Origin of the sequence: Sphingobium sp. AP49 (genome assembly GCF_000281715.2) — a bacterium.
Taxonomy (GTDB): Bacteria; Pseudomonadota; Alphaproteobacteria; order Sphingomonadales; family Sphingomonadaceae; genus Sphingobium.
In genome coordinates this window covers 3,812,062-3,832,865 of sequence record NZ_CP124576.1, presented here as the reverse complement: position 1 = coordinate 3,832,865, position 20,804 = coordinate 3,812,062, and the positions used below count along the sequence as shown (strand labels likewise).

Below are 20,804 nucleotides of genomic sequence, written 5' to 3'. Positions count from 1 at the left end.
AGACGGAGGACGCATGTCTATCTTCAACGCCGCAGCACGGGCAATGGCGGCATGAGCGATGGTGAAACCGTCACGCTGACGCTACAGCAGGTCGCGGATCTGGCCCGTGCCGTGCTGCGCCGCCATGGTCTGGCGGAGGCGCATGTCGGCCCGGTTGCCGCGACGATCATCGCCGGCGAACGCGACGAATGTGCCTCGCACGGCGTCTATCGCCTGCTCAACTGCGTCCATACGCTGAACAGCGGTAAGGTCGTTGCCGACGCGGTGCCGGTGGTCGATCACGTCTCGCCCGCGCTGTTGCGCGTGGATGCGGCCGGCGGCTTTGCACAATTGGCTTTCGCTACGGGTCTGCCGCTGCTGGTGGAAAAGGCGCGGGCGATGGGCATCGCCGCCATGGGCATCAATCGCTGTGTCCATTTCGCCGCGCTCTGGCCGGAGATCGAGGCGCTGACGGATCAGGGGCTGGTCGCCTTCGCCTGCACCCCCAGCCATGCCTGGGTCGCGCCGGCCGGCGGCACGTCGCCGCTGTTCGGCACCAATCCCATCGCCTTTGGCTGGCCGCGTCCGAACAATGATCCTTTCGTGTTCGATTTCGCCACCAGCGCGGTTGCGCGCGGCGAGATCGAACTGCATCGCCGCGCCGGCAAGCCGATTCCGGAAGGGTGGACGATCGATGCCCGGGGTAATCCGACCACCGATGCGGAGGCTGGCCTTGCGGGCGCGCTGCTGACTTTTGGCGGGCACAAGGGATCGGCGCTGTCGGCGATGGTGGAGCTGATTGCGGGGCCGCTGATCGGCGACATGACCAGTGCGGAATCGCTGGCATATGACGATGGCGCCAAGGCATCGCCCTATGGCGGCGAACTCATCATCGCCATCGATCCGGCCGGCTTCCTGGGCGCGACGGCCGCCCAGCATATGCAGCGGGCCGAGGCGCTGTTCGACGGCATTACCGGCCAGGGTGCGCGCCTGCCATCGCAGCGGCGCTTCGCGGCGCGTCGTCGCACCCCCGATCAGGGCTGCCGCATTCCCCGCGCTCTCTATGAGGAACTGGCGGCGCTCAGCTGAGCGCCGCCAGCGATTTCAGGCAAAAGGCTGATCGATCGCGACCGAGGGTGGGGTGAACCAGGCCGCGCCGGTTTCGGTCACATGGAAATGATCCTCCAGCCGCACGCCGAAGCGATCCGGCACGACGATCATCGGCTCGTTGGAAAAGCACATGCCCGGCGCCAGCGGGGTCATGTCGCCGCGCACCAGATAGGGCGCCTCATGGATCGACAGGCCGATGCCATGGCCTGTGCGATGGGGCAGACCGGGCAGGCGATAGTCGGGGCCAAGGCCCGCCTCTTCCAGCACGCGCCGCGCCGCCGCGTCGATCAGGCCACAGGGGACGCCGGGCTTGACCGCGTCGAACGCGGCCTGCTGCGCTTCTTTCTCCAAGGCCCAGATGCGCCGCTGCTCGGCATCGGCCTCGCCATAGACATAGGATCGGGTGATGTCGCTATGATAGCCGCCGATGGTGCAGCCGGTATCGATCAGCACCATGTCGCCTTCGGCCAGCACGCTCTCGCCCGGCAGGCCGTGGGGATAGGCGGTGGATCGGCCGAACTGGACGATGCAGAAGCTGCTGCCCGATGCGCCCAGCGCCCGGTGCGCGGCCTCGATGAAGCGGCGCACCTCGGTCGCGGTGATGCCGGGGCGCAGGATGCGGGCGGCGCGGCGATGCACCTCCAGCGTCATCGTCTTGGCCTGCTGCATCAGCGCCAGTTCGGCGGCCGACTTGCGGCTGCGGCAACCGTCGATCACGACCGAGGCGGCGATCAACGTCACCCCCGGCGCGGCGGCCCGAATGCGCTCGACGAACAGGAAGGCCATGGCCGGGTCGATCCCCAGCCGGACGACGCCCAGTGACTTCAGCGCATCGGCGACGAGGACGGACGGGCTTTCATCCTCTTCCCAAAGGCGCAGATCACCGGCACCGATCTTGAGATCGGCTTCCAGCGATCCGCGCTCGAAGCGCGGGCAGATCAGGATCGGCTCGCCGCTGAGCGGCAACAGCATCGCCACCAGTCGCTCGCTCGCGCCCCAGGGCACGCCAGCGAAATAGGCGAGGCTCGTCCCAGCATCGATCAGCAGCGCGTCGAGCCCTTCCTGCGCCATTAGGGTACGGGCCTTGGCAATGCGCGCCTGATATTCGGCGGCGGCGATGGCCGGTGCGCGATCTGGCCAGGGCGCAAGCGCGGCGAGTTCGGTGGCGGCGTCCGAACCGCCGATCTGTTGTGTCATAATCCTATCCTTCAAAGCGGCGGAGCGAAAAGGGCGTGGCGTCGACCGGCGGCGTCGCGCCGGTGGCAAGCGCGGCGATGATCTCTCCGGTCAGCGGTCCCAATGTCAGCCCCAGATGCTGGTGGCCGAACGCATAGAGCAGGTTGGTCGCGCGGTCACTCCGGCCGATCGCGGGCAGATAATCGGGCAGGGTCGGGCGGGCACCGATCCAGGGCCTGGCATCCGCCTCGATCGGCAGGCCCAGCGCGGCGGCATGGGTGCGCAGCCGCTGCCATTTGCGCGGGTCGGGCGGGGAGGAGAGACTGGAAAATTCGACGAAGCTCGCCGCGCGCAATCCGCTCTCGAACCGGGTGACGATCATCGATCGATCCTCGAACACCACTGGCGGCATGTCCATCGGCCAGCCTCCGGGCGGGCTCGGCGTGTGCAGATGATAGCCGCGTTCGGCGATGATCGGCACCTTGTGGCCCAGCGGGCGCAGCAGGATGTCCGACGCGGCTCCGGTCGCGACGATGATATGGACCGCGTCCAGCGTCCGGCCATCGGCCAATTGTACCTGCGCCTTTCCGTCAACGCAGGACAGGGCAACGACCTCCGCCTGCTCGATCCGCCCGCCTGCCGCCAGCAGCGCATCCTTCAGATCCTGCGCCAGCCGGGTCGGGTCGGCGATGCGGCCGCTGCCTTCGCAACGAATCGCGCCGCTGATCGGATGGGGGAACAGGGTTTCGAGCTGGGCGAGTTCGCGTGGCGTCGCGTCGCGGAAGCGCGCCGTGCCGCAATCGGCCGCCCTCCAGGCGCGGCGCCCGGCCAGTGCGCTCGTCACGCTTTCCCAGACGATGAAATGCCCGTCCTCGATCAGGCGGCTCGGTCCGGCGCACAGCGCATCGATCCGGCGCCAGGCCGGCATTGCTTGCGCAAGCATGGCCTTTAACGCGACGCGTCCGGCGGCAAAGCGCGACGGGCGCGCGGCTTTCAGCAGCCGTAGCGAGAAGGGGAGCCAGCGGCCGACGTCGCGCCAGGGCAGGGCGAGCGCGCCGCCGCGCCAGAACAGCCGCCGGGGAAAGCTCTTCACCGTTTCCATCGATGCGAGCGGATCGATCTGCTCCACCGCGACATGGCCGGCATTGCCCCAGGACGCGCCGCGGAGCGGGTTTTCCCGTTCGATCAGTAACGTTGAAATTCCCTTTTCCTGTAATCGGATAGCGCAGGATATTCCGACGATGCCGCCGCCGATGATGATGGCTTGTTGGGTCAATTGATTTCTTTTCACTTGGCGTTGTCGATTAGATACCGTATACGATCCTAAGTTTCAACGGAGGCTTATGTGAATTCCTCAAAATTGACGTGGCGTGGTGTCTACCCTGCCGCCACCACCCAGTTCACCCCCGATCTGGACGTTGATATCGCCGCAACCCAGGCTGTCCTGGATGCGCTGGTAAAGGATGGCGTCGACGGCCTCATCATCGCCGGCACCTGCGGTGAGAACAACTCGCTGGAACCCGAAGAAAAGCGCGCTGTCGTCCAGGCGGCGGTCGAGGTCGTGGATGGCCGCGTGCCGATCCTGGTCGGGGTGTCCGAATTCACCACCCGCCGCGCCGTCGCCTTCGCGCAGGACGCTGAAAAGCTCGGCGTCGACGGGCTGATGCTGCTGCCCGCCATGGTCTATGTGCCGACCGTGGGCGAACTTTGCACCCATTTCGAGACGGTGGCCAAGGCGACGTCGCTGCCGATCATGCTCTACAACAATCCGCCGGCCTATCGGGTCAATATCGGCATCGACGCGCTCACCCGCCTCGCCGACACGCCCAATATCGTCGCGGTCAAGGAAAGCGCGCCCGATCCGCGTCGCTTCACCGACCTCATCAACGCCTTTGGCGACCGCTATATCCTGATGGCGGGCCTGGACGATGTTGCCTTCGAGGGCCTGTTGCTGGGCGCGCATGGCTGGATTTCCGGCCTCACCAGCGCGTTCCCGCGCGAATCCGTGGCGCTGGTCGCGGCGATCAACCGGGGCGATCTGGAAGAAGCACTGCGCATCTATCGCTGGTTCATGCCGCTGCTGCATCTGGATGCCGATCATGATCTGGTCCAGTCGATCAAGCTGGCCGAAAGCATCATGGGACGCGGCACCGAGCATGTCCGCCTGCCGCGCATGCCGCTGGAAGGCCAGCGCCGCGCCGACGTCATCCGCTGGGTCGAGCAGTGCGCCGCCACCCAGCCCAGCCTGACGGCGGTCTGATGTCCGCGGTGCGCCACAGCTTCTTCTGCATAGACGGCCATACGGCGGGCAACCCCGTCCGTCTGGTCGCGGGCGGCGCGCCGCTGCTCAAGGGAAAGTCCATGGCGGAACGCCGCCTGGACTTTCTCGACCGTTTCGACTGGATCCGCACCAGTCTCTGCTTCGAGCCGCGCGGCCATGACATGATGTCGGGCGGTTTCCTCTATCCGCCGACGCGAGACGATGCCGACATCGGCATCCTCTTCATCGAGACCAGCGGCTGCCTGCCGATGTGCGGCCATGGCACCATCGGCATGGTGACGTTCGGTCTGGAAAATGGCCTGATCCAGCCAGCGACGCCGGGCCATTTGCGGGTGGAAGTACCCGCCGGCGTGATCGATATTGATTATACGACCGACGGCAAGCGCGTGACGTCGGTCAAGATCCGCAACGTTCCCGCCTATCTGGCGGCAGAGGGGATCGAGATCAATGTGCCGGGCTTCGGCCCGCTCAGCCTCGATGTCTCCTATGGTGGCAATTATTATGCGATCGTCGAACCACAGGGCGCCTATACCGGCCTCGACGATCTTGGCGCATCGCGCATCGTCGAACTCAGCCGCACTATTCGCGAGCTGGTGCGTGAGAAATATCAGCCGGTCCATCCGCTCGAACCCAGCATCAAGGGGGTGAGCCATGTCCTGTGGGCGGACAAGCCCAAGGGCGAGGGCGCTGACGGCCGCAACGCCGTCTTCTATGGCGAACGGGCGATCGATCGCAGCCCCTGTGGCACTGGGACATCGGCACGGCTGGCACATCTGGCGGCCAAGGGCAGGCTGAAGGTCGGCGACCGGTTCGTGCATGAAAGCTATATCTGCAGCCGTTTTATCGGTCGGGTCGAGGCCGAGACGATGATCGGCGACCAGAAGGCGATCATCCCCTCGATCGAGGGATCGGCGATCGCCACCGGCTTCAACACCATCTGGGTCGATCGCGAAGACCCGTTCTGGGCCGGCTTCACGGTGGTATGATGCGGCACGTGCAGAGCAGGCGGATGGGATCGTTCATCATATACGAAGTTGTATTCCGCCGCCCGCTCTGTGCTATGTTTGCTGCATGAGCCTCATCATCCGAAATCTGTCCGACCAGCTGGTCGATCTTGTCCGCGAGCGCATATTGTCCGGCCGGGTGCCGCCCGACGGGCCGATCCGTCAGGATGCGCTGGCCGCCGAACTGGGGATCAGCAAGATTCCGCTGCGCGAGGCGTTGGCCCGGCTGGAACAGGAAGGGCTGCTCAAGTCGCAGGCCAATCGCGGTTTCTTCGTGCGCAGCCTCAATCGGGTGGAAGCGGACGAAGTCTATGCGCTGCGCCTGAAGCTGGAACCCGACGTGATGGCGCTTGCCGCCGAACGGGCGAACGAGGTGGAGCATCAAACGGCGATCAATACGCTCGCCACCCTCTACCAGGTCACCGATGCAGGCGGCGACGGGGTGGGCGCGTTCAATCGCGCCTTCCACATGGCGCTGCTGCGCCCGAGCAGCCAGCCGCTGTCGGTCAATATTCTCGAACGGCTCCACATCCTGTCGGAACGCTATGTCCGCAAGCATCTGGAGCCGCTCGGCCGCGACGAGCGCGCCAATGACGAGCATCGCGAGATGCTCGACGCCTGGCTCGCCCGCGACGGCCAACTGATCCGCGAACTCACGGTCGCACATATCCGCAAAACCATGGACGATCTCATGGTTCAGCTCGACGCCGACGACTGAGCCATTCCCGTGCAACCGGAACGTCCATAAGAACAGGGAAGGAAATTTCGGTTGAGCACTGGATTTTGGGGACCGATCAAGCCGATCGGCGCCGGCCATCACGCGCAGCATCAGCAGTTGCGCAAGACATTGTCCTGGCCGCATCTGATCGCGCTGGGGGTGGGAGCGATCGTGGGCACCGGCATCTATACGCTGACCGGCGTGGGCGCCGACCGGGCGGGGCCGGCGGTGATCCTGGCCTTCGCCATTGCGGGCGCCGTGTGCGCCTGCGCGGCGCTGGCCTATGCCGAGCTTGCCACGCTGATCCCGACCGCAGGCAGCGCCTATACCTACACCTATTCGGTGCTGGGCGAGACGCTGGCCTGGGTCGTGGGGTGGAGCCTGATCCTGGAATATTCGCTGGCGTGCAGCACCGTGGCGGTCGGCTGGTCCGGCTATCTGGTGGGCTGGATCCTGCAGGCAGGGATCAGCCTGCCGCCGATGCTGCTGGCGGGGCCGCATGGCGGCGGTATCGTCAACCTGCCGGCCGTGCTGGTGGCGCTGGCGATCGCCGGCATGCTCATCGCGGGCACACGGGAAAGCGCGACGCTCAACATCGTCCTGGTGGTCATCAAGCTGACCGCGCTGGCCGCCTTCGTCGCGCTGGCATTGCCCGCCTTCCAGGCGGATAATCTCCAACCCTTCATGCCTTATGGTTTCGTCAGCCATGTGGAGGGCGGCATGACACGCGGGGTGATGGCGGCGGCGGCGATCGTCTTCTTCGCCTTCTATGGCTTCGATGCGGTCGCAACCTCAGCCGAGGAAGCGCGTAATCCGGGCCGTGACCTCACCATTGGCATCATCGGGTCGATGGCGGTTTGCACCCTCATCTACATGGCCGTTGCGGTGGCCGCGATTGGTGCGCTCGATTTCCGGGCGCTGGCCGGTTCGTCTGAGCCGCTAGCGCTGGTCCTGCGTACGCTGGAGCATCCGCTGGCCGCCTGGCTGGTGGCGGGCGCCGCGCTGGTCGCGCTGCCCTCCGTCATTCTGGTCATGATGTATGGCCAGAGCCGTATCTTCTTCGTCATGGCGCGCGATGGGCTGTTGCCGCGTTCGCTTAGCAAAGTGTCGGAAAAGACCGGGTCGCCCGCGCGCATCACCGCGATCACCGGCGTCTTCGTCGCGGCGGTCGCCGGCTTCTTCCGCCTGGACGAGATTGCGGAGCTGGCCAATGCCGGCACGCTGATCGCCTTCATCGCGGTCGCCGGCTGCATGATGGCGTTGCGCCGCAAGGCGCCCGAGATGAAGCGCGTCTTCCGTTGTCCGCAGCCCTATCTGGTCGGCACGCTGGCGATCGTCGGCTGCATCTATCTGCTGATCAGCCTGCCGGAAAAGACGCTGCTGCGCTTTGGTCTATGGAACCTCGTCGGTCTGGCGCTCTATTTCGCTTATAGCCGGGGCCGCAGCCTGCTGCGGACCACCGGCCATGCCGCTAACGAAGAGGGCCTGCCGGAATAGGACCGGGCGCCTTCGGGACGCGGGAGGGGCTGGCGGAGCGATCCGCCAGCCCTTTTCCATATGGGCGGTTGAAGGCGATATTTTCCCTTAACTTCCCACATTTCCCGCACATTTTGAAATTACATGATCAAAGTAGGAAATTTCATGTCTCGATAGTGCCGATGCCGGCGATGGTCGAGACAGGATAGCGAATGGCGGTGCTGTAGGACAGTCGAGCGGGATGCCGATAGGAAATCGGCCCCGTTTCCTGCCGTCGACTGGGCTGTCGCGCGACAGGAAACGGGGCCGGTCGATGGGGTCCGGTCAGGCCTTAAAGGCCGCCTTGCCCCCAACGCTGCGAAAACCTCATGGTAGCGCTGAGGCCTCCGCATTCTCGATCGTCATGATGCCCGGCTGCAGGCCGCGTTCGGCCTTTTGCCGGGCGACCATGTCGCGCACTTCGGCGCGCAATGCCTTTGCATCATAGATGATGCCGTCCTTGATCGTGTAATCGACGCCGCCGACCCGTTCGACCTTGCCGGTCGCGTCGTTGAGCTTGATCGATCCGGTGCCAAACAGCAGTTTCATGTTGGCCAGCGGATTGCCCTTGATGACCACCAGATCGGCCTTGCGGCCGACCCGGATGGTGCCGATCTGGTCCTCGTGGCCCAGCAGTCGGGCGCCTTCCTGCGTGGCGGCGTGGATCACCTCCAGCGGGCTGAAGCCAGCCTCGCGCAACAACTCCATCTCCTGGATATAGCCGAAGCCGTAGAGATTGTAGATATAGCCGCTATCGCTGCCTACCGTGACGCGGCCGCCACGGTTCTTGTAGTCGTTCACGAACCGCATCCAGCGACGATAATTGTCCTTCCATGCCATTTCATGTTCGGTGGTCCAGTCGAACCAGTAGGCCCCATGATTGGTGCGGCTGGGGCGATAATAGTCCCACAAGGCCGGCATGGTGTAGTCGGCATGCCATTGCGCCCGGCTCATCCGCATGAAGTCGCGGCTGGTGAGATAGGCGGTGAAGGTGGGATCCAGGGTGAAGCCGCGCTCCAGCAGCGTGTCCATCACCTTGTTCCACTGGTCCGACCCCGGTTCGGCCGTCTGCGCCCACAGCCGCCCGGCCTCGCCGAAGCGCATCTGTTCGTCATTGTTGATGAAGTCGGTGGGGAAGGCCTGGATACGCTGGTCGGTGAACATCGCTTCGGGCAGGCCATACCAATGTTCCATGCTTTCCAGGCCCGCGCCCGACGTGCCCAGCACATTGGCATAGGCGACCAGTTGCTGGGCATGGTGCATGGTGCTGTGCAGGCCGAGCTTCTTCGTCTCATCGAGCGCGGCATAGAGCACATCCTCCGGCGCGCCGCCGATGAACTTGATGCCGTCGGCACCCCGCTTCTTGGCTTCCTGGATCACCGCGCGGGCGGTCGCGGCGTCATTTACGGGGCCGCGTATCTGGTGGAACATCGGATAGATGTCGATGCGCGGGGCGACGATCTCGTTGCGGGCACTGCGGGCCTTGATATCGGCCAGCCATTCGATCGGATGGCCGCTGCCCAGATCGCGGACGGAGGTGATGCCATGCGCCATCCAGAGTTTCAGGATATAGTCGGACGGCACCTTCTGCGCGTCGCTGAGCGAATGAAGATGGACATGGGCGTCGACGAAGCCGGGCATCACATAGGCGCCCGCCAGATCGATCTCATGGTCGCCGGGCGCGGCGCGCAGCGCGGGATTGATCGCGCCGGGTACGCCGATCGATTTGATTTCGGCGATGCGATCGTTCGACAGGACGATGTCGAACGGCCCCTGGGCCGGGGCGCCGGTGCCGTCGATCATGTAGACATGGCGCAGCACGGTGCGCTGGAACGGCCCCACGCCCTGGTTGCGGGCGGGAATGGGATCGGCCGCCTGTGTCGCCGGACCGGCCGGGGCGGTGGGCGCCGCAAGCGCGCTGCCGCTCAGGAGCAGCGCCGCAAGGGCGAGAAGGGGACGGGACCGGACGGCCATGCAACGCTCTCCTGCTATTGTCATGAAAGGGAGCGGGCCGGGACGTCAGCGCCCCGGCCCGCCCGTCTAACGGATCAGAACTTCATCCGTGCGCCGACGAAGTAGCGGCGACCCAGCGTGTCATAGAGCGACACGTCGGTATTGGCGTCGCCCACCAGCGTCGTGCCCAGGATCGGCGGCTGCTTGTCGAGCAGGTTGTTGACGCCGCCGAAGAAGGAGAAGGTCTCATTGGCGTCGATCGAGAAGCTGGTGTCGACATACCAGACCGGGTCCACCGACTTCACCACATTGGTCGCGGTCGGATAAAGCTTCAGGTCGCCGATCATCCGACCCTGCAGGCGGAAGCTCAAGGGGCCGCTGGCATAGGTGGCACCCAGGTTCAGCTTGAAGTCCGGAGTGATGAAGCCGCCGGTGCCGACCGAGCAGCCCGCGCCATAATAGCCGGCGCAATCCTGCGGAGCGGAGGTGGCGAGTACCTGGGTCGTGCGCTCGAACAGCCAACTGGCGATCGCCTGCAACGACAGGCTGGCATCGTCGCCCAGTGACAGGGCGGCGGGCAGCGGCACGCGATAGTCGACCTGCGCATCGATGCCGTTGACCTTGAGCACCCCGATATTGTTGCTCGATACGCTGACATAGTCGAGCTGACCGTTGCCAAGGCGGGTGATCGCCCGGCAGGTGGGGCTGCTGGCATCCATCATCGTGTAGCAGTCGTTCATCGTCTGCTGCGCGTTGACAGTCATGATCGCATCGTCGACCTTCACGTTGAAATAGTCGACCGTGATGTTGAGGCGCGGGATGAAGGGCGGCGAGATGACGGCGCCGATCGTATAGGTCTTCGACTTTTCCTCATGCAGGTTGGGATTGCCGCCGCTGTCCTGGTTCAGGCCGAGCGTCGCCTGCTGGAACCCGTTGATTTCGCCCGCCGGCACACCGGTTGCGACGCAGAAATTCTTGAGCGCGTCGCTGCGGCTGTCGCCGCCCGAAGTCGGGATGGCGCACGGATCGGTGCCACTGGAATAGCCGCGCGTCACCGCCGTATAGAGCTCGGCGATATTGGGCGCGCGGATCGCGCTGTTATAGGCGCCGCGGATGCGAATCCAGCTGACCGGCGCATATTCGCCGCCCAGCTTCCAGGTGAAGACCTTGCCGACCGAGCTGTAATCCGAATAGCGGGCAGCACCCTCGATCGCGAGAGTGTCTACGAAGGGCATGTCGGCCAGGATCGGGATGCGCAGTTCGCCGAACAGTTCCTTGACGTCATAGGCGCCGGCCAGCGCCTTCTGCGACACCGCGCCATATTCATTGGCGAGGTCGAGCGGGCTGGGGCTGAACGTATATTTGTCCTTGCGATATTCGGCGCCGAGCGCGACCGAGACCGGGCCGGCCGGCAGTTGGAACAAAGTGCCCGCGATGCTGGCGCCCGCGACCTGGCGGGTGAAGATGTCGTGGCTTTCGCGCACCGGCGTCAGGAAGGTGCCGGCCTGTGGCGTGATCGAATCGAGGCCCAGGATCGACACCGGCACGCAGCCCAGCGACTGGTTGCGGCAGACGACATTGCCCGAGGAATCGATGACCGCGTCGAGGCCCATCGATAGGCGGGTCTGCGAGATCAGGCCCTCGTTGCGGGTGTCGGTGCGGTTGCGCATATATTGGTAGAAGGTATCCCACTTCCAGTCGCTGCCCAGCAGCGCGACGTCGCCGCGCAGGCCGGTGGTGATCTGGTAGGATTGCCGTTCATAGCGATAGTTGCGCGTGCCCAGTTCGTCCGCGCGGCGGCCGCCGCCAACGATTTCCGCCGTGCCGTCGCCATTGGTGTCGAAGATGGCGGCATTGTCGGTGAAGAACTGGCGCAGGCTTTCCGGCAGCACCGGGTTGCTGGCATAATTGGGGATCAGCAGCGTCGAGGAAGCCGCACCGGGCGTCAGTGGGGTGAAGCTGTCGGGTGCCAGGATCATGTCATTCTTGGCGTTGACGAAATAGGCCTCGGCATAGGCGGTGATCCGGTCGGCGATCTCATAATGGGCGTTGGCGGCGACGTTGATGCGGTCCAGCGGGCGCTGCAGCAGATTGTAGGGCGCGTAGTTGTAGGTGTCTTCAGGCTGGCAATAGGGCAGCACTTCGGCATTGGTGCCGAAGCGGATGCCGGTGACCGAGGTGCAGCTGCCGCCGGGCGTCAGGTCGACGCCGACCAGCGCGTTGCGCTGCGCGGTGCTGAGTGGCACGCGGGTGCCGGGAATACTGCCGGAGCCGGAATAGACCAGCTGGCCGTTCACCTCGCCCAGCGGCGTGCGGCTGAAGGCGCGGTCATTCTGGGTGATCGATGACTGGCGGGTCCAGGAGCCGGACAGGGTGATATTGCCCCGGCCATCGGCGGTGCTGGTGCCAAAGGTCAGATCGAGCTTCTTCGATTCCGCGTCGCCGCGATCGGAAATGCCATATTGGGCGCTGGCTTCCACGCCCTCGAACTTATCGTCGAGGATGAAGTTGACCGCGCCGGCGATCGCGTCGGAACCATAGACGGCCGACGCGCCGCCGGTGATGATCTCGACCCGCTTGATCAGGGCGTCGGGAATGGAGGCAAGGTCGACATTGCCGTTGGAATCGGCGGGGATGAAGCGGCGGCCATTGACCAGCACCAGCGTGCGGGTGTTGCCCAGGCCGCGCAGATTGGCGGTCAGCACGCCCGACCCGCCGCCATTATTGACGGTGGAGGTGTTGCCCGACGCCAGCTGCGGCATCTCGTTCAGGGTCTTTTCCAGCGTGACATTGCCCGACAGCTTCACATCCTCGCTGCCCATGACCGAGATCGGGCTGGGTGCGGTCAGGTCGGTGCGGACGAGGCGCGAACCGGTGACGACGATGTCGCTGGGAGGCTGCACGGCGTCCTGGGCGTGGGCGGCCGACCCAAAGGCGGCGCCGGCCAGGATGGTCGACAGCAACAGACGGGCATTGCGGCGGCCATGCAGGCCAGCCGGTCGGGTCATCAGCATCTGTATATCCCCTTGTAATCGCTAGGATTCAATTCATTCGACACGGATTATCATTCTGTGTGCGCAGCAGCGTGGAATGCTGCGCCGATGTCGGCTCCTGCGTGCCGGACCGCATGACGGTCTCCCGGACGGGTTTTCAGCTCCTCTCTCTTGCTTTTGCAGCTCTTTGACCGCTTCAATGTATATTGAATATCGTATACTTTAATCATGCTGAGACCGCATGGCGCTGTCAAGATTGCAGTTAAATGTCAGTCTTGGATCGCTGCAAAAAAAGCATTGGACGGGGGTTAGAATCATGAAAATAAAAGGAAAAATTGTTCGCTCTTTGCTGCTTTCCGTAGCCGTTACGGGGTTGTTTCGGTCGGGGAATGTTGCAGCTGAAACAATATGGATACGCGATGTAACCGTGATCGACGGTACGGGGGCCGCGCCCAGGACGGGTCAGGATGTGCTGTTGGCCGACGGGCGGATTGCCTTGATCGGCGCAAAGCTGAAGGTTCCGGCCTCGGCGCGGCAGGTCGATGGTCGCGGGCGCTATCTGCTGCCCGGCTTCATCGACTCCAACGTCCACGCCACCGTCTATGGCAACCCGGCGCGGCGTGACACATCATCGCGCTATGCCGATCGGAACGAGGAACTGGCGCTCGAATTTTCCCAGCGCCAGTTGCGCGCGGGCGTCACCACCATTCGCGACAGCTATGGCGTGCTGCCGCCGCTGCTGGCGGTGCGTGACCGGATCGCCAGCGGACAGGCGATCGGCGCGCGCATGCTGGTGGCGGGCAATATATTGGGCTGGGGCGGCCCATTTTCGTTGACCTATTCGCTGACCGGCGATCGCGACCTGACCCTGTTTCAGGAACAGTGGAACGACATGCTGGCCCAGGGCATGGGGGAGGAATTGATGGACATGACGCCGGAGCAATTGCGCGCCGCCGTCAGCGCCTATCTCGACCGGGGTGTCGATTTCCTCAAATATGGCGGCACCAGTCACTTCATGATGCCCTCGCTGATCGGCTTTTCGCCGCGCCAGCAGGCGGTGATCGTGGCGGAGGCGCACCGGCGCGGCAAAATGGCCGAAACCCATGCCACCAGTTCGGAAGGGCTGCGTCTGGCGGTCGAGGCTGGGATCGACCTGATCCAGCATCCCGAGATATTGAGCCGCGATTATCCCGACGATCTGATCGCGCTGATCCTGTCGAAGGGGACGTTATGTGCGATGCGGTCCAACATGGTGACCGGCGCGGTGCGGCAGAAGCAGATCGCCAAGCGTGCCAAGGCGGTGGCGGACATCGCGCAGATGCCGCCGGCGTTGACCAGCACCGAACTGCGACGCCGGGCAGCGATGCGCGGCGATGATGCGGAGATCGAGCGGCGCAATGCCGAGCGACTGATTGCGGCCGGATGCCCTGTTACGATCGCCACCGACAATTATCTGGGTGATGCGCCCGAATTTCGCCGTGCGCCCAAATCGCCGGAGCAGGAACCGGGCGAGGGGAGCCTGCTGGCGATCGAGGGGCTGGTGGAACTGGGCATGACGCCGATGCAGGCAATCGTGGCGGCAACCCGCAACGGGGCGCGGGCGGCCGGGCAACTCAAGGATCTGGGCACGGTGGAGCCGGGCAAGATCGCCGACCTGCTATTGTTGGACGCCGATCCGCTGGCCGACATCCATAATATCCGCCGCCTCGGCCGGCTGTTCGTCGCGGGCAAGGAGGTCGATCTCGAGGCCCTGCCGCAGACGCAGCTGTTCATGGTCGCGGACAAGCGCTGAGCCCAAGCGGCGCCGCATCCTCATGGACGCGGCGCCGATGGCTCACATGGCGCTGTCGTAGAAGGCCAGCAGGTCGCGGCGCAGGCCCTTCATGGAGTCCGGGTGGATGTAGATCATGTGCCCGGATTCATAATAGCGATAGCTGATATTGGCCTGCAGCCCCTTGTCGAGCTGCATATGCTTCAGGTCATATTCGGCGCCGGCGAAGGGCGTCGCCATGTCATAATAGCCGTTGAGCGACAGCACCTTGAGATGGCTGTTGGTGCGCATCGCACGGGCCAGGTCCAGCGCGGTATCGGCGGCCGGCATCGGCCGGCCGCCGCCGCCCGGTGCGCGGTGGCGCTGGTCCCAGGCGGGGCTGATATCCTTGTAGAAATTCGGGCGGTAGCTGAGCGGAGTCTTGTAGCCGAGCGTCCCGAACAGATAGGAATTGAGCGCCGCGATATAGGCGCCGCTGATCGAGGTATCGGCCGCGTCGAACTCCGGATCGGCGGCGCTGTCGTCGACATCGATGCCCACGAAGCGGGAATCCAGCCGGCCGACGGTGCGGCTGCTGTCGCGCATCAGTTCCTTGCGGAACCGGCCAAGATCGATGCGCAGCTTGTTCTGCAGAATGAAGCCCTTTGACAGGCCGGTATAGGCGGCCAACTGGGTCGCGCTCGCATCGCGCTCACCATCGGGCAGGTCGTCGCCCTTCGCCAGCGCAGTGAGATAGGGGCCTAGGGAAAAGGCGCGTACTTCGCTCAGGAATGGCTCCAGCGTCGCCGGCCGGTTGGGCAGGCGGTTATGGTACCAGGCGGTTGCCGCATAGCTGGGCAGATAGGTGACGTTGATCTGGTCGTAACCGGGATTGCGGATGCCATAGTTCAGGATCGACGACAGCAGCACCACGCCGTTCATCTGCACGCCGCGTTCCTGCAGCGTGTTGACCAGGCCCGCCGCGCGCAGCGTGCCATAGCTTTCGCCGAGCAGGAATTTGGGCGCATTCCAGCGATTGTTGATCGTCAGATAGCGCTGGATGGCGCTGGCAAAGGCGTCGATGTCGGGATCGACACCCCAGAAATCCTTGCCCTGCGCCTTGCCGAGCGGGCGCGACAGGCCGGTGCCGATCGCGTCGATGAAGACCAGGTCGCTGCGGTCGATCAGGCTGTCGGGATTGGGCCCGATGGCAAAGGGCGCCGGGCGGGCGGTATCGGCGGTCGGGGTGTCGACCCGCACCGGGCCGAAGGAACCCATGTGCAGCCACATGCTCGATGAACCCGGACCGCCGTTGAACAGGAAGGTGATCGGCCGTTCCCTGGCGCCCTTGGCCCGATCGGCGACATAGGCGGTGTAGAACAGGCTGGCGATCGGTTCGCCGGCATCGTTGCGGATCGTCAGCGTGCCGGGCGTGGCGGTGTAGTGGATCAGTTTGCCGGCGACCGTCACCGACGCGCGGCTGGGCATCGCCTGTTCCTCGACCGGGGCGACGGCGCTATCGTCCTTCTTCGTCTCTTCCTTGTCCGCCGGGGCGGGCTTGTCGGCGGCGATCGACGGCGCGGCCAGCGCCGTCAGCAGCAGGGGAAGGGCGGAATATGCGATGTTTTTGGGGATCATGACTCTGCCTGTTGCCTTCATTTGCAGCGAACCGTACATCGTATACCAAATCTGTCAAATGTGCATATGCGCCATCTTCGCAAAGTTCCAAGGGAGGACCAGACCTATGAAAAACCGATGGCCCCGGCTCGCCGCCGCTGCCGCACTGCTGCTCGCCACGCCGGCACTGGCGCAGGGATTCGATGCCGCGCAGGTCAAGCAGGGCGACCATGTCATCCGCGACTTCGCCTTTCGCTCGGGCGAGAAGCTGCCTGAACTGCGCATCCATTATCGCACCATCGGCACGCCGCATCGCGATGCGAAGGGGCGGATCGACAATGCGGTGATGATCCTGCACGGCACCGGCGGATCGGGCACGCAATTCCTGCAGCCGCAATTTGCCGACGAGCTATATGGCCCAGGCCAGCCGCTCGACGTCCGCCGCTATTTCATCATCCTGCCCGACAATATCGGCCATGGCGATTCCTCCAAGCCCAGCGACGGGCTGCGCATGGCCTTTCCCCATTATGATTATGACGACATGGTCGAGGCGCAGCGCCGCATGCTGGTCGATGGGCTGAAGATCGATCATCTGCGGCTGACCTTCGGCACCTCGATGGGCTGCATGCACATCTTCGTCTGGGGCGAAAAGCATCCCGGCTTTGCCAGTGCGCTGATGCCGATGGCGTGCCAGGCAGCGCCGATAGCGGGGCGTAACCGCATGTGGCGCAAGGCGGCGATGGACGGCATCCGCGCCGATCCCGCCTGGCAGGACGGCAATTACAAGGCGCAGCCGCTGCTGGGCCTGCGCACCGCGTCCAGCCTGTCGCAGATCGCCGGTGCCGCCGCCTGGTACATGCAGGTGCAATTTCCCACGCGCGACGCGGTCGACGCCTATTGGAAGGAACGGTTCGATCGCGACATCGCCAGCCGCGACGCCAATGATTATCTCTATCAGCTCGATTCCTCGCGCGATTATGATCCGTCTGCCGATCTGGAAAAGATCAGCGCGCCGATGACCTGGATCAACTCCTCCGACGATTTCATCAATCCGCCGGAAATGGGCATGGCCGAAACGGCGGCCAAGCGGCTGAAGACCACGCGCTACAAGCTGATCCCCTATTCGCCCAAGACGCGGGGACACAGCACCCACACCTGGGCGAAATTCTGGAAGGATGAACTGGTCGCGCTGCTGGCGCGGAGCAACTGACCTTTTATCGGCCGCCTTGTTTCATGAGGCGGCCGATCCATGGAGAAAGTGCCAGGACGGCAAGGCCGATCAGCATGGCAAGGCCGCCGATCCGGCCATAGGCGGCGAGCACGGTGCTCGCCTGGTCCGCGCCGGCCGATGCGCCGATGGCGGCGGCGATCACGCCCGACATGAAATTGCCGCCCGCCGTCGCCAGGAACCAGGTGCCCATCATCAGCCCCAGCATATGGGGCGGCGACAGGCGCGACATCGCTGCCAGCCCGACCGGCGACAGGCACAATTCGCCCATGGTGTGGAGCAGGTAGAGCAGCAGGATGAAGAGCATCGGCATCTGCGCGCCCGGCAGCAACATGCCCGCGCCGACCAGCAGCAGGAAGCCGGCCCCTACCTGGATGATCGCGAGGCCGAACTTGGCGGGGGCGGATGGTTCCAGCCCGCGCCGGCCGAGCTTCAGCCATAGCCAGGCGAAGACGGGCGCGAGCAGGAAGATGGAGAAGGGGCCGACCGCCTGGAACAGCGAGGCCGGCACGGTGATGCCGAACAGGGTGCGGTCGACATGCCGATCGATGAACAGGTTGAGCGAGGAGCCTGTCTGTTCGAACAGACCCCAGAAGACGGGTTGCACCACCAGCAGGAAGAGCGCCACCAGCAATCGTCCGCGCGCCGCAGGATCGAGTTTCAGGCAGGCATAGGCGATCAGGCCCACACCCATGGCAAGGCCGCTGGCGCTCAGCAGATAGCCGACCGTCGCGGGGCTGGCGAGCAGGGCCAGCATCGCGGCGGTGAAAGGCAGGGCGCTGGCATAGAGCCAATATTCGCGGCGGATGCCGACAAGGGGACTGGCGAGCCAGGCGGGATCGGGCGCCTCGCCCTGTCCCTGCAGCAGCGGTTTGCCGGCCACGAAGACGATGACGCCCAGGATCATGCCCAGCGCCGCCGCGCCAAAGCCCCAGGACCAGCCGATCCTTTCGCCCAGCAGCCCGCAGACCAGTGGGCCGAGCGCGCCGCCCAGGTTAATGCCCATGTAGAAGATGGTATAGGCAGGATCGCGCCGGATGTCGTCGCGCGGATAGAGCTGTCCCACCAACACCGAGACATTGGCCTTCAGGAAGCCGGTGCCGACGACGATCACCGCCATGCCGGCGAGGAATATCCAGGTCGCGGCAGCACGATCGCCGGCCAAGGCATCCAGCCCCAGTAGGATATGACCGCAGGCGATCACGATCCCGCCGAACAATACCGCCTTGCGTGCCCCCAGATAACGGTCGGCGAGATAACCGCCGACCAGGGGGCTGACGAACACCAATGCGATATAGGCGCCATAGAGCATGGACGCGCGCGTGTCGGAGAAGAGGAACTGTTTGGTGAGATAGAAGATCAGGAGCGCCCGCATGCCGTAGAAGGAAAAACGTTCCCACAATTCGGCGAAGAAGAGCACGAACAGGCCATGGGGATGACCCAGAAACGTGGCTGGGCCGGCATGGGGCGCGATCGGCGGGCTGGCGGCAATATCATCCATCCGCCCCTTTGTGCGGAGACGGAATTGCCTGGTCAAATAAAATATACGATTCTTGGAAAGGCGCCGGTCATCATGCTGCCACGGGTGATGTCGCTGCCTGGGCAAGCCGCGCTGTGGCGGCGAGAACGAGGATCGCTTCCTGCAGCTTGGCGGCGATTGCCATTGCCTGCCGCGCATCCAGGCCATCGACCGAAAGCGCAATGCGCATCACGTCCGCCTCGGTGGCGAGGTGCAGCGCGGTGGGTACCAGACTGCGCTGGGCGAACTGTCCCAAGATGCGGGGCAGAGCCTGGGGCTCTGCCAACGCATCGATGGAAAAGTGCCAGGTCATGCAGCGCGCCGCTCTGCCTCGGCAATGATATGTTCGGCCATTTCGTCGGCTACCAGCGCCGGCGAGCGATCTTCCCGTCGGGCCTGTTCCAGGATCTGGACCACCCGGCCGCCGATCTGGTCGACCCGCGCCGCAACGCTGGCGCGGTCCTCGCCCAGATATTCGGCCGACACGCTGACGATGCCGCCGGCATTGGCGACATAGTCGGGCACATAGACGATGCCGCGCGACCGCAGCAACTCCGCCACATCGGGCGTCGCCAACTGGTTGTTGGCCGCGCCGCAGACCAGGCGGGCCTGCATCGCCGCCACGCTCTGCGGATCGAGCGCGCCACCCAGGGCGCAAGGGGCAAAGATGTCGGCCTTCACCGCGGCGATGTCGGCCACGTCCACCACATTCGCGTTCAGCACGGCGGCCAGCGTGTTGCGGCGGCGCGGATCGATGTCGGCGATCACCAGTCGGGCGCCGGCATCGGCCAGGCGACGGCACAGCGCCGCGCCGACATTGCCGGTGCCCTGCACCGCGACCGTCAGGTCGGACAGTTCGGCGCCCAGCGACTGGCGGGCCGCCGCCTGCATCGCCTCGAACACGCCCAGCGCGGTCCAGGGCGACGGATCGCCACCGGCAGCACCCTCGGCGACATCCAGGCCCGCGACATGACGGGTCTGGCTGGCCACCGCCTGCATGTCGGCGACGCTGGTGCCGACATCCTCGGCCGTGACATAGGTGCCGCCCAGTTCCTCGACCGCGCGGCCGAACGCCTGGAACAGCGCGACCCGGTCGAAATCGCCTTCGGGTCGGCGCAGCACCGCCTTGGCGCCGCCGAAGGGCAGGCCGGCCATGGCATTCTTGTAGCTCATGCCCTCGGCCAGGCGGCAGGCATCGTCCAGCGCCGCGCCGATATCGGCATAATGCCAGAAGCGGCAGCCGCCGGCGCCCGGCCCGATCGCAGTGCTGTGGATGGCAATCACGCCGTCCAGCCCGCTGGCAGGATCAAGCAGCCGCACCGACTGCATCGGCGGGTTCAGGCGGGCAGGGCGGGACACCATAAACTTCTCCTCGGGATGATGCCGCCTTATCACCCGTCGCGAGAGAAGAATCTTGCCTGATTTGATGCCTGATATCGCCAATATGGGGATGAATTATCCCGTAATTTCCGATATTCAGGAAAATATGATCGAACTCGACCATTTCGAGCGGAAGATTCTCCGCGAATTGCAGCGCGACGCCAGCCAGACCACGGCGGAGATCGCGGACAAGGTCGGGTTGACTCCGTCGCCCTGTTGGCGCCGCATCGACCGGCTGGAAAAGGAAGGGCTGATCCGCAAGCGGGTGGCGATTATCGACCGGCGCAAGGTCGGCCTCAATGCGCAGGTCTTCGCCCAGGTGAAGCTCAATGCCCATGGCCGCGCCAATCTGGACGAATTCAGCGCTGCGATTGGCGACTTCCCCGAAGTGCTGGAGGCGTTCGTGTTGATGGGTACGATGGATTTCATGCTGCGTATCGTGGCCAAGGATATCGAAGCCTATGAACGCTTCTTCTTCGAGCGGCTGAGCAAGCTGCCAGGCGTGCAGGAAATCAATTCGACCGTCGCCCTGTCGGAAATCAAGTCGACCAACGAACTGCCGATCTGAAAAAAAAAGGCGG

At 64.7% G+C, this 20,804-nt stretch carries 16 protein-coding genes; 8 read left to right on the top strand and 8 right to left on the bottom strand.

Translation table 11 applies throughout. The features are described 5' to 3' along the window. Nucleotides 1-51 precede the first annotated feature (51 nt). Nucleotides 52-1,068 carry an Ldh family oxidoreductase gene (locus PMI04_RS18235; protein ID WP_007710844.1) on the top strand — a complete coding sequence of 339 codons (1,017 nt, stop codon included), beginning with the start codon at nt 52-54 and terminating at the stop codon, nt 1,066-1,068. A 15-nt stretch (nt 1,069-1,083) separates the two neighbouring features. On the opposite strand, the gene PMI04_RS18230 is transcribed toward PMI04_RS18235, so the two are convergent. Together PMI04_RS18230 and PMI04_RS18225 are read right to left on the bottom strand one after the other, a co-directional pair. After that, a complete protein-coding gene (locus tag PMI04_RS18230) occupies nt 1,084-2,286 on the bottom strand; it encodes a Xaa-Pro peptidase family protein (protein ID WP_007710846.1) in 1,203 nt (400 codons plus the stop codon). Between the two features lie 4 nt (nt 2,287-2,290). Continuing rightward, entirely contained in the window at nt 2,291-3,541 is a 1,251-nt protein-coding gene (locus tag PMI04_RS18225; protein ID WP_238535924.1) for an FAD-dependent oxidoreductase, read from the bottom strand. A gap of 69 nt (nt 3,542-3,610) precedes the next feature. On the opposite strand from PMI04_RS18225, the gene PMI04_RS18220 reads away from it, so the two are divergent. The 4 genes from PMI04_RS18220 to PMI04_RS18205 all read left to right on the top strand — a co-directional run bounded on the left by PMI04_RS18220 (nt 3,611) and on the right by PMI04_RS18205 (nt 7,765). Continuing rightward, nucleotides 3,611-4,525 (top strand): dihydrodipicolinate synthase family protein, encoded by a 915-nt coding sequence (locus tag PMI04_RS18220; protein WP_007710850.1) that lies wholly within the window; start codon nt 3,611-3,613, stop codon nt 4,523-4,525. After that, the gene (locus PMI04_RS18215) at nt 4,525-5,532 is read left to right on the top strand and encodes a 4-hydroxyproline epimerase (RefSeq protein WP_007710852.1); all 1,008 of its coding nucleotides are present in this window, start codon (nt 4,525-4,527) and stop codon (nt 5,530-5,532) included. The genes PMI04_RS18220 and PMI04_RS18215 overlap by 1 nt, the downstream gene beginning before the upstream one ends. Before the next feature lie 85 nt (nt 5,533-5,617). After that, the gene (locus tag PMI04_RS18210) at nt 5,618-6,268 is read left to right on the top strand and encodes a GntR family transcriptional regulator (protein ID WP_007710854.1); all 651 of its coding nucleotides are present in this window, start codon (nt 5,618-5,620) and stop codon (nt 6,266-6,268) included. Between the two features lie 51 nt (nt 6,269-6,319). After that, entirely contained in the window at nt 6,320-7,765 is a 1,446-nt protein-coding gene (locus PMI04_RS18205) for an amino acid permease (RefSeq protein WP_007710863.1), read from the top strand. Between the two features lie 345 nt (nt 7,766-8,110). On the opposite strand, the gene PMI04_RS18200 is transcribed toward PMI04_RS18205, so the two are convergent. After that, nucleotides 8,111-9,757 carry an amidohydrolase family protein gene (locus PMI04_RS18200; RefSeq protein WP_007710864.1) on the bottom strand — a complete coding sequence of 549 codons (1,647 nt, stop codon included), beginning with the start codon at nt 9,755-9,757 and terminating at the stop codon, nt 8,111-8,113. 74 nt (nt 9,758-9,831) lie between these two features. Continuing rightward, a complete protein-coding gene (locus tag PMI04_RS18195; RefSeq protein WP_007710865.1) occupies nt 9,832-12,750 on the bottom strand; it encodes a TonB-dependent receptor in 2,919 nt (972 codons plus the stop codon). Nucleotides 12,751-13,156: 406 nt separating this feature from the next. Here PMI04_RS18195 and PMI04_RS18190 point away from each other — a divergent pair, with 406 nt between their 5' ends. Further along, the gene (locus PMI04_RS18190; protein ID WP_238535925.1) at nt 13,157-14,521 is read left to right on the top strand and encodes an amidohydrolase family protein; all 1,365 of its coding nucleotides are present in this window, start codon (nt 13,157-13,159) and stop codon (nt 14,519-14,521) included. Between the two features lie 42 nt (nt 14,522-14,563). Here the strand turns inward: PMI04_RS18190 and PMI04_RS18185 are convergent, their stop codons facing one another. Then, nucleotides 14,564-16,117, bottom strand: a complete 1,554-nt coding sequence (locus PMI04_RS18185; protein ID WP_283184817.1) for a peptidase S10 — start codon at nt 16,115-16,117, stop codon at nt 14,564-14,566. A 106-nt stretch (nt 16,118-16,223) separates the two neighbouring features. On the opposite strand from PMI04_RS18185, the gene PMI04_RS18180 reads away from it, so the two are divergent. Beyond that, nucleotides 16,224-17,306, top strand: coding sequence for an alpha/beta fold hydrolase (locus PMI04_RS18180; RefSeq protein ID WP_007704979.1), 1,083 nt, complete (start codon nt 16,224-16,226; stop codon nt 17,304-17,306). 4 nt (nt 17,307-17,310) lie between these two features. Here the strand turns inward: PMI04_RS18180 and PMI04_RS18175 are convergent, their stop codons facing one another. From PMI04_RS18175 to PMI04_RS18165, 3 genes are all read right to left on the bottom strand, one after another. Beyond that, on the bottom strand, nt 17,311-18,825 hold the full coding sequence (locus PMI04_RS18175; protein ID WP_007704981.1) for an oligopeptide:H+ symporter: 1,515 nt from the start codon (nt 18,823-18,825) through the stop codon (nt 17,311-17,313). A 70-nt stretch (nt 18,826-18,895) separates the two neighbouring features. Next, a complete protein-coding gene (locus tag PMI04_RS18170; protein ID WP_007704985.1) occupies nt 18,896-19,156 on the bottom strand; it encodes a hypothetical protein in 261 nt (86 codons plus the stop codon). Further along, on the bottom strand, nt 19,153-20,205 hold the full coding sequence (locus PMI04_RS18165) for a Glu/Leu/Phe/Val dehydrogenase dimerization domain-containing protein (RefSeq protein WP_007704988.1): 1,053 nt from the start codon (nt 20,203-20,205) through the stop codon (nt 19,153-19,155). Before PMI04_RS18165 ends, PMI04_RS18170 begins: the two co-directional genes overlap by 4 nt. 124 nt (nt 20,206-20,329) lie before the next feature. Here PMI04_RS18165 and PMI04_RS18160 point away from each other — a divergent pair, with 124 nt between their 5' ends. Next, nucleotides 20,330-20,791, top strand: a complete 462-nt coding sequence (locus tag PMI04_RS18160; RefSeq protein WP_037485251.1) for an Lrp/AsnC family transcriptional regulator — start codon at nt 20,330-20,332, stop codon at nt 20,789-20,791. The last annotated feature ends 13 nt before the right edge of the window (nt 20,792-20,804 follow it).

Coding starts and splice junctions, on each gene's coding strand:
- PMI04_RS18235 (WP_007710844.1), top strand. CDS start 52: ATGAGCGATGGTGAAACCGTCACGCTGACGCTACAGCAGGTCGCGGAT.
- PMI04_RS18230 (WP_007710846.1), bottom strand. CDS start 2,286: ATGACACAACAGATCGGCGGTTCGGACGCCGCCACCGAACTCGCCGCG.
- PMI04_RS18215 (WP_007710852.1), top strand. CDS start 4,525: ATGTCCGCGGTGCGCCACAGCTTCTTCTGCATAGACGGCCATACGGCG.
- PMI04_RS18210 (WP_007710854.1), top strand. CDS start 5,618: ATGAGCCTCATCATCCGAAATCTGTCCGACCAGCTGGTCGATCTTGTC.
- PMI04_RS18200 (WP_007710864.1), bottom strand. CDS start 9,757: ATGGCCGTCCGGTCCCGTCCCCTTCTCGCCCTTGCGGCGCTGCTCCTG.
- PMI04_RS18195 (WP_007710865.1), bottom strand. CDS start 12,750: ATGCTGATGACCCGACCGGCTGGCCTGCATGGCCGCCGCAATGCCCGT.
- PMI04_RS18185 (WP_283184817.1), bottom strand. CDS start 16,117: ATGATCCCCAAAAACATCGCATATTCCGCCCTTCCCCTGCTGCTGACG.
- PMI04_RS18180 (WP_007704979.1), top strand. CDS start 16,224: ATGAAAAACCGATGGCCCCGGCTCGCCGCCGCTGCCGCACTGCTGCTC.
- PMI04_RS18175 (WP_007704981.1), bottom strand. CDS start 18,825: ATGGATGATATTGCCGCCAGCCCGCCGATCGCGCCCCATGCCGGCCCA.
- PMI04_RS18170 (WP_007704985.1), bottom strand. CDS start 19,156: ATGACCTGGCACTTTTCCATCGATGCGTTGGCAGAGCCCCAGGCTCTG.
- PMI04_RS18165 (WP_007704988.1), bottom strand. CDS start 20,205: ATGGTGTCCCGCCCTGCCCGCCTGAACCCGCCGATGCAGTCGGTGCGG.
- PMI04_RS18160 (WP_037485251.1), top strand. CDS start 20,330: ATGATCGAACTCGACCATTTCGAGCGGAAGATTCTCCGCGAATTGCAG.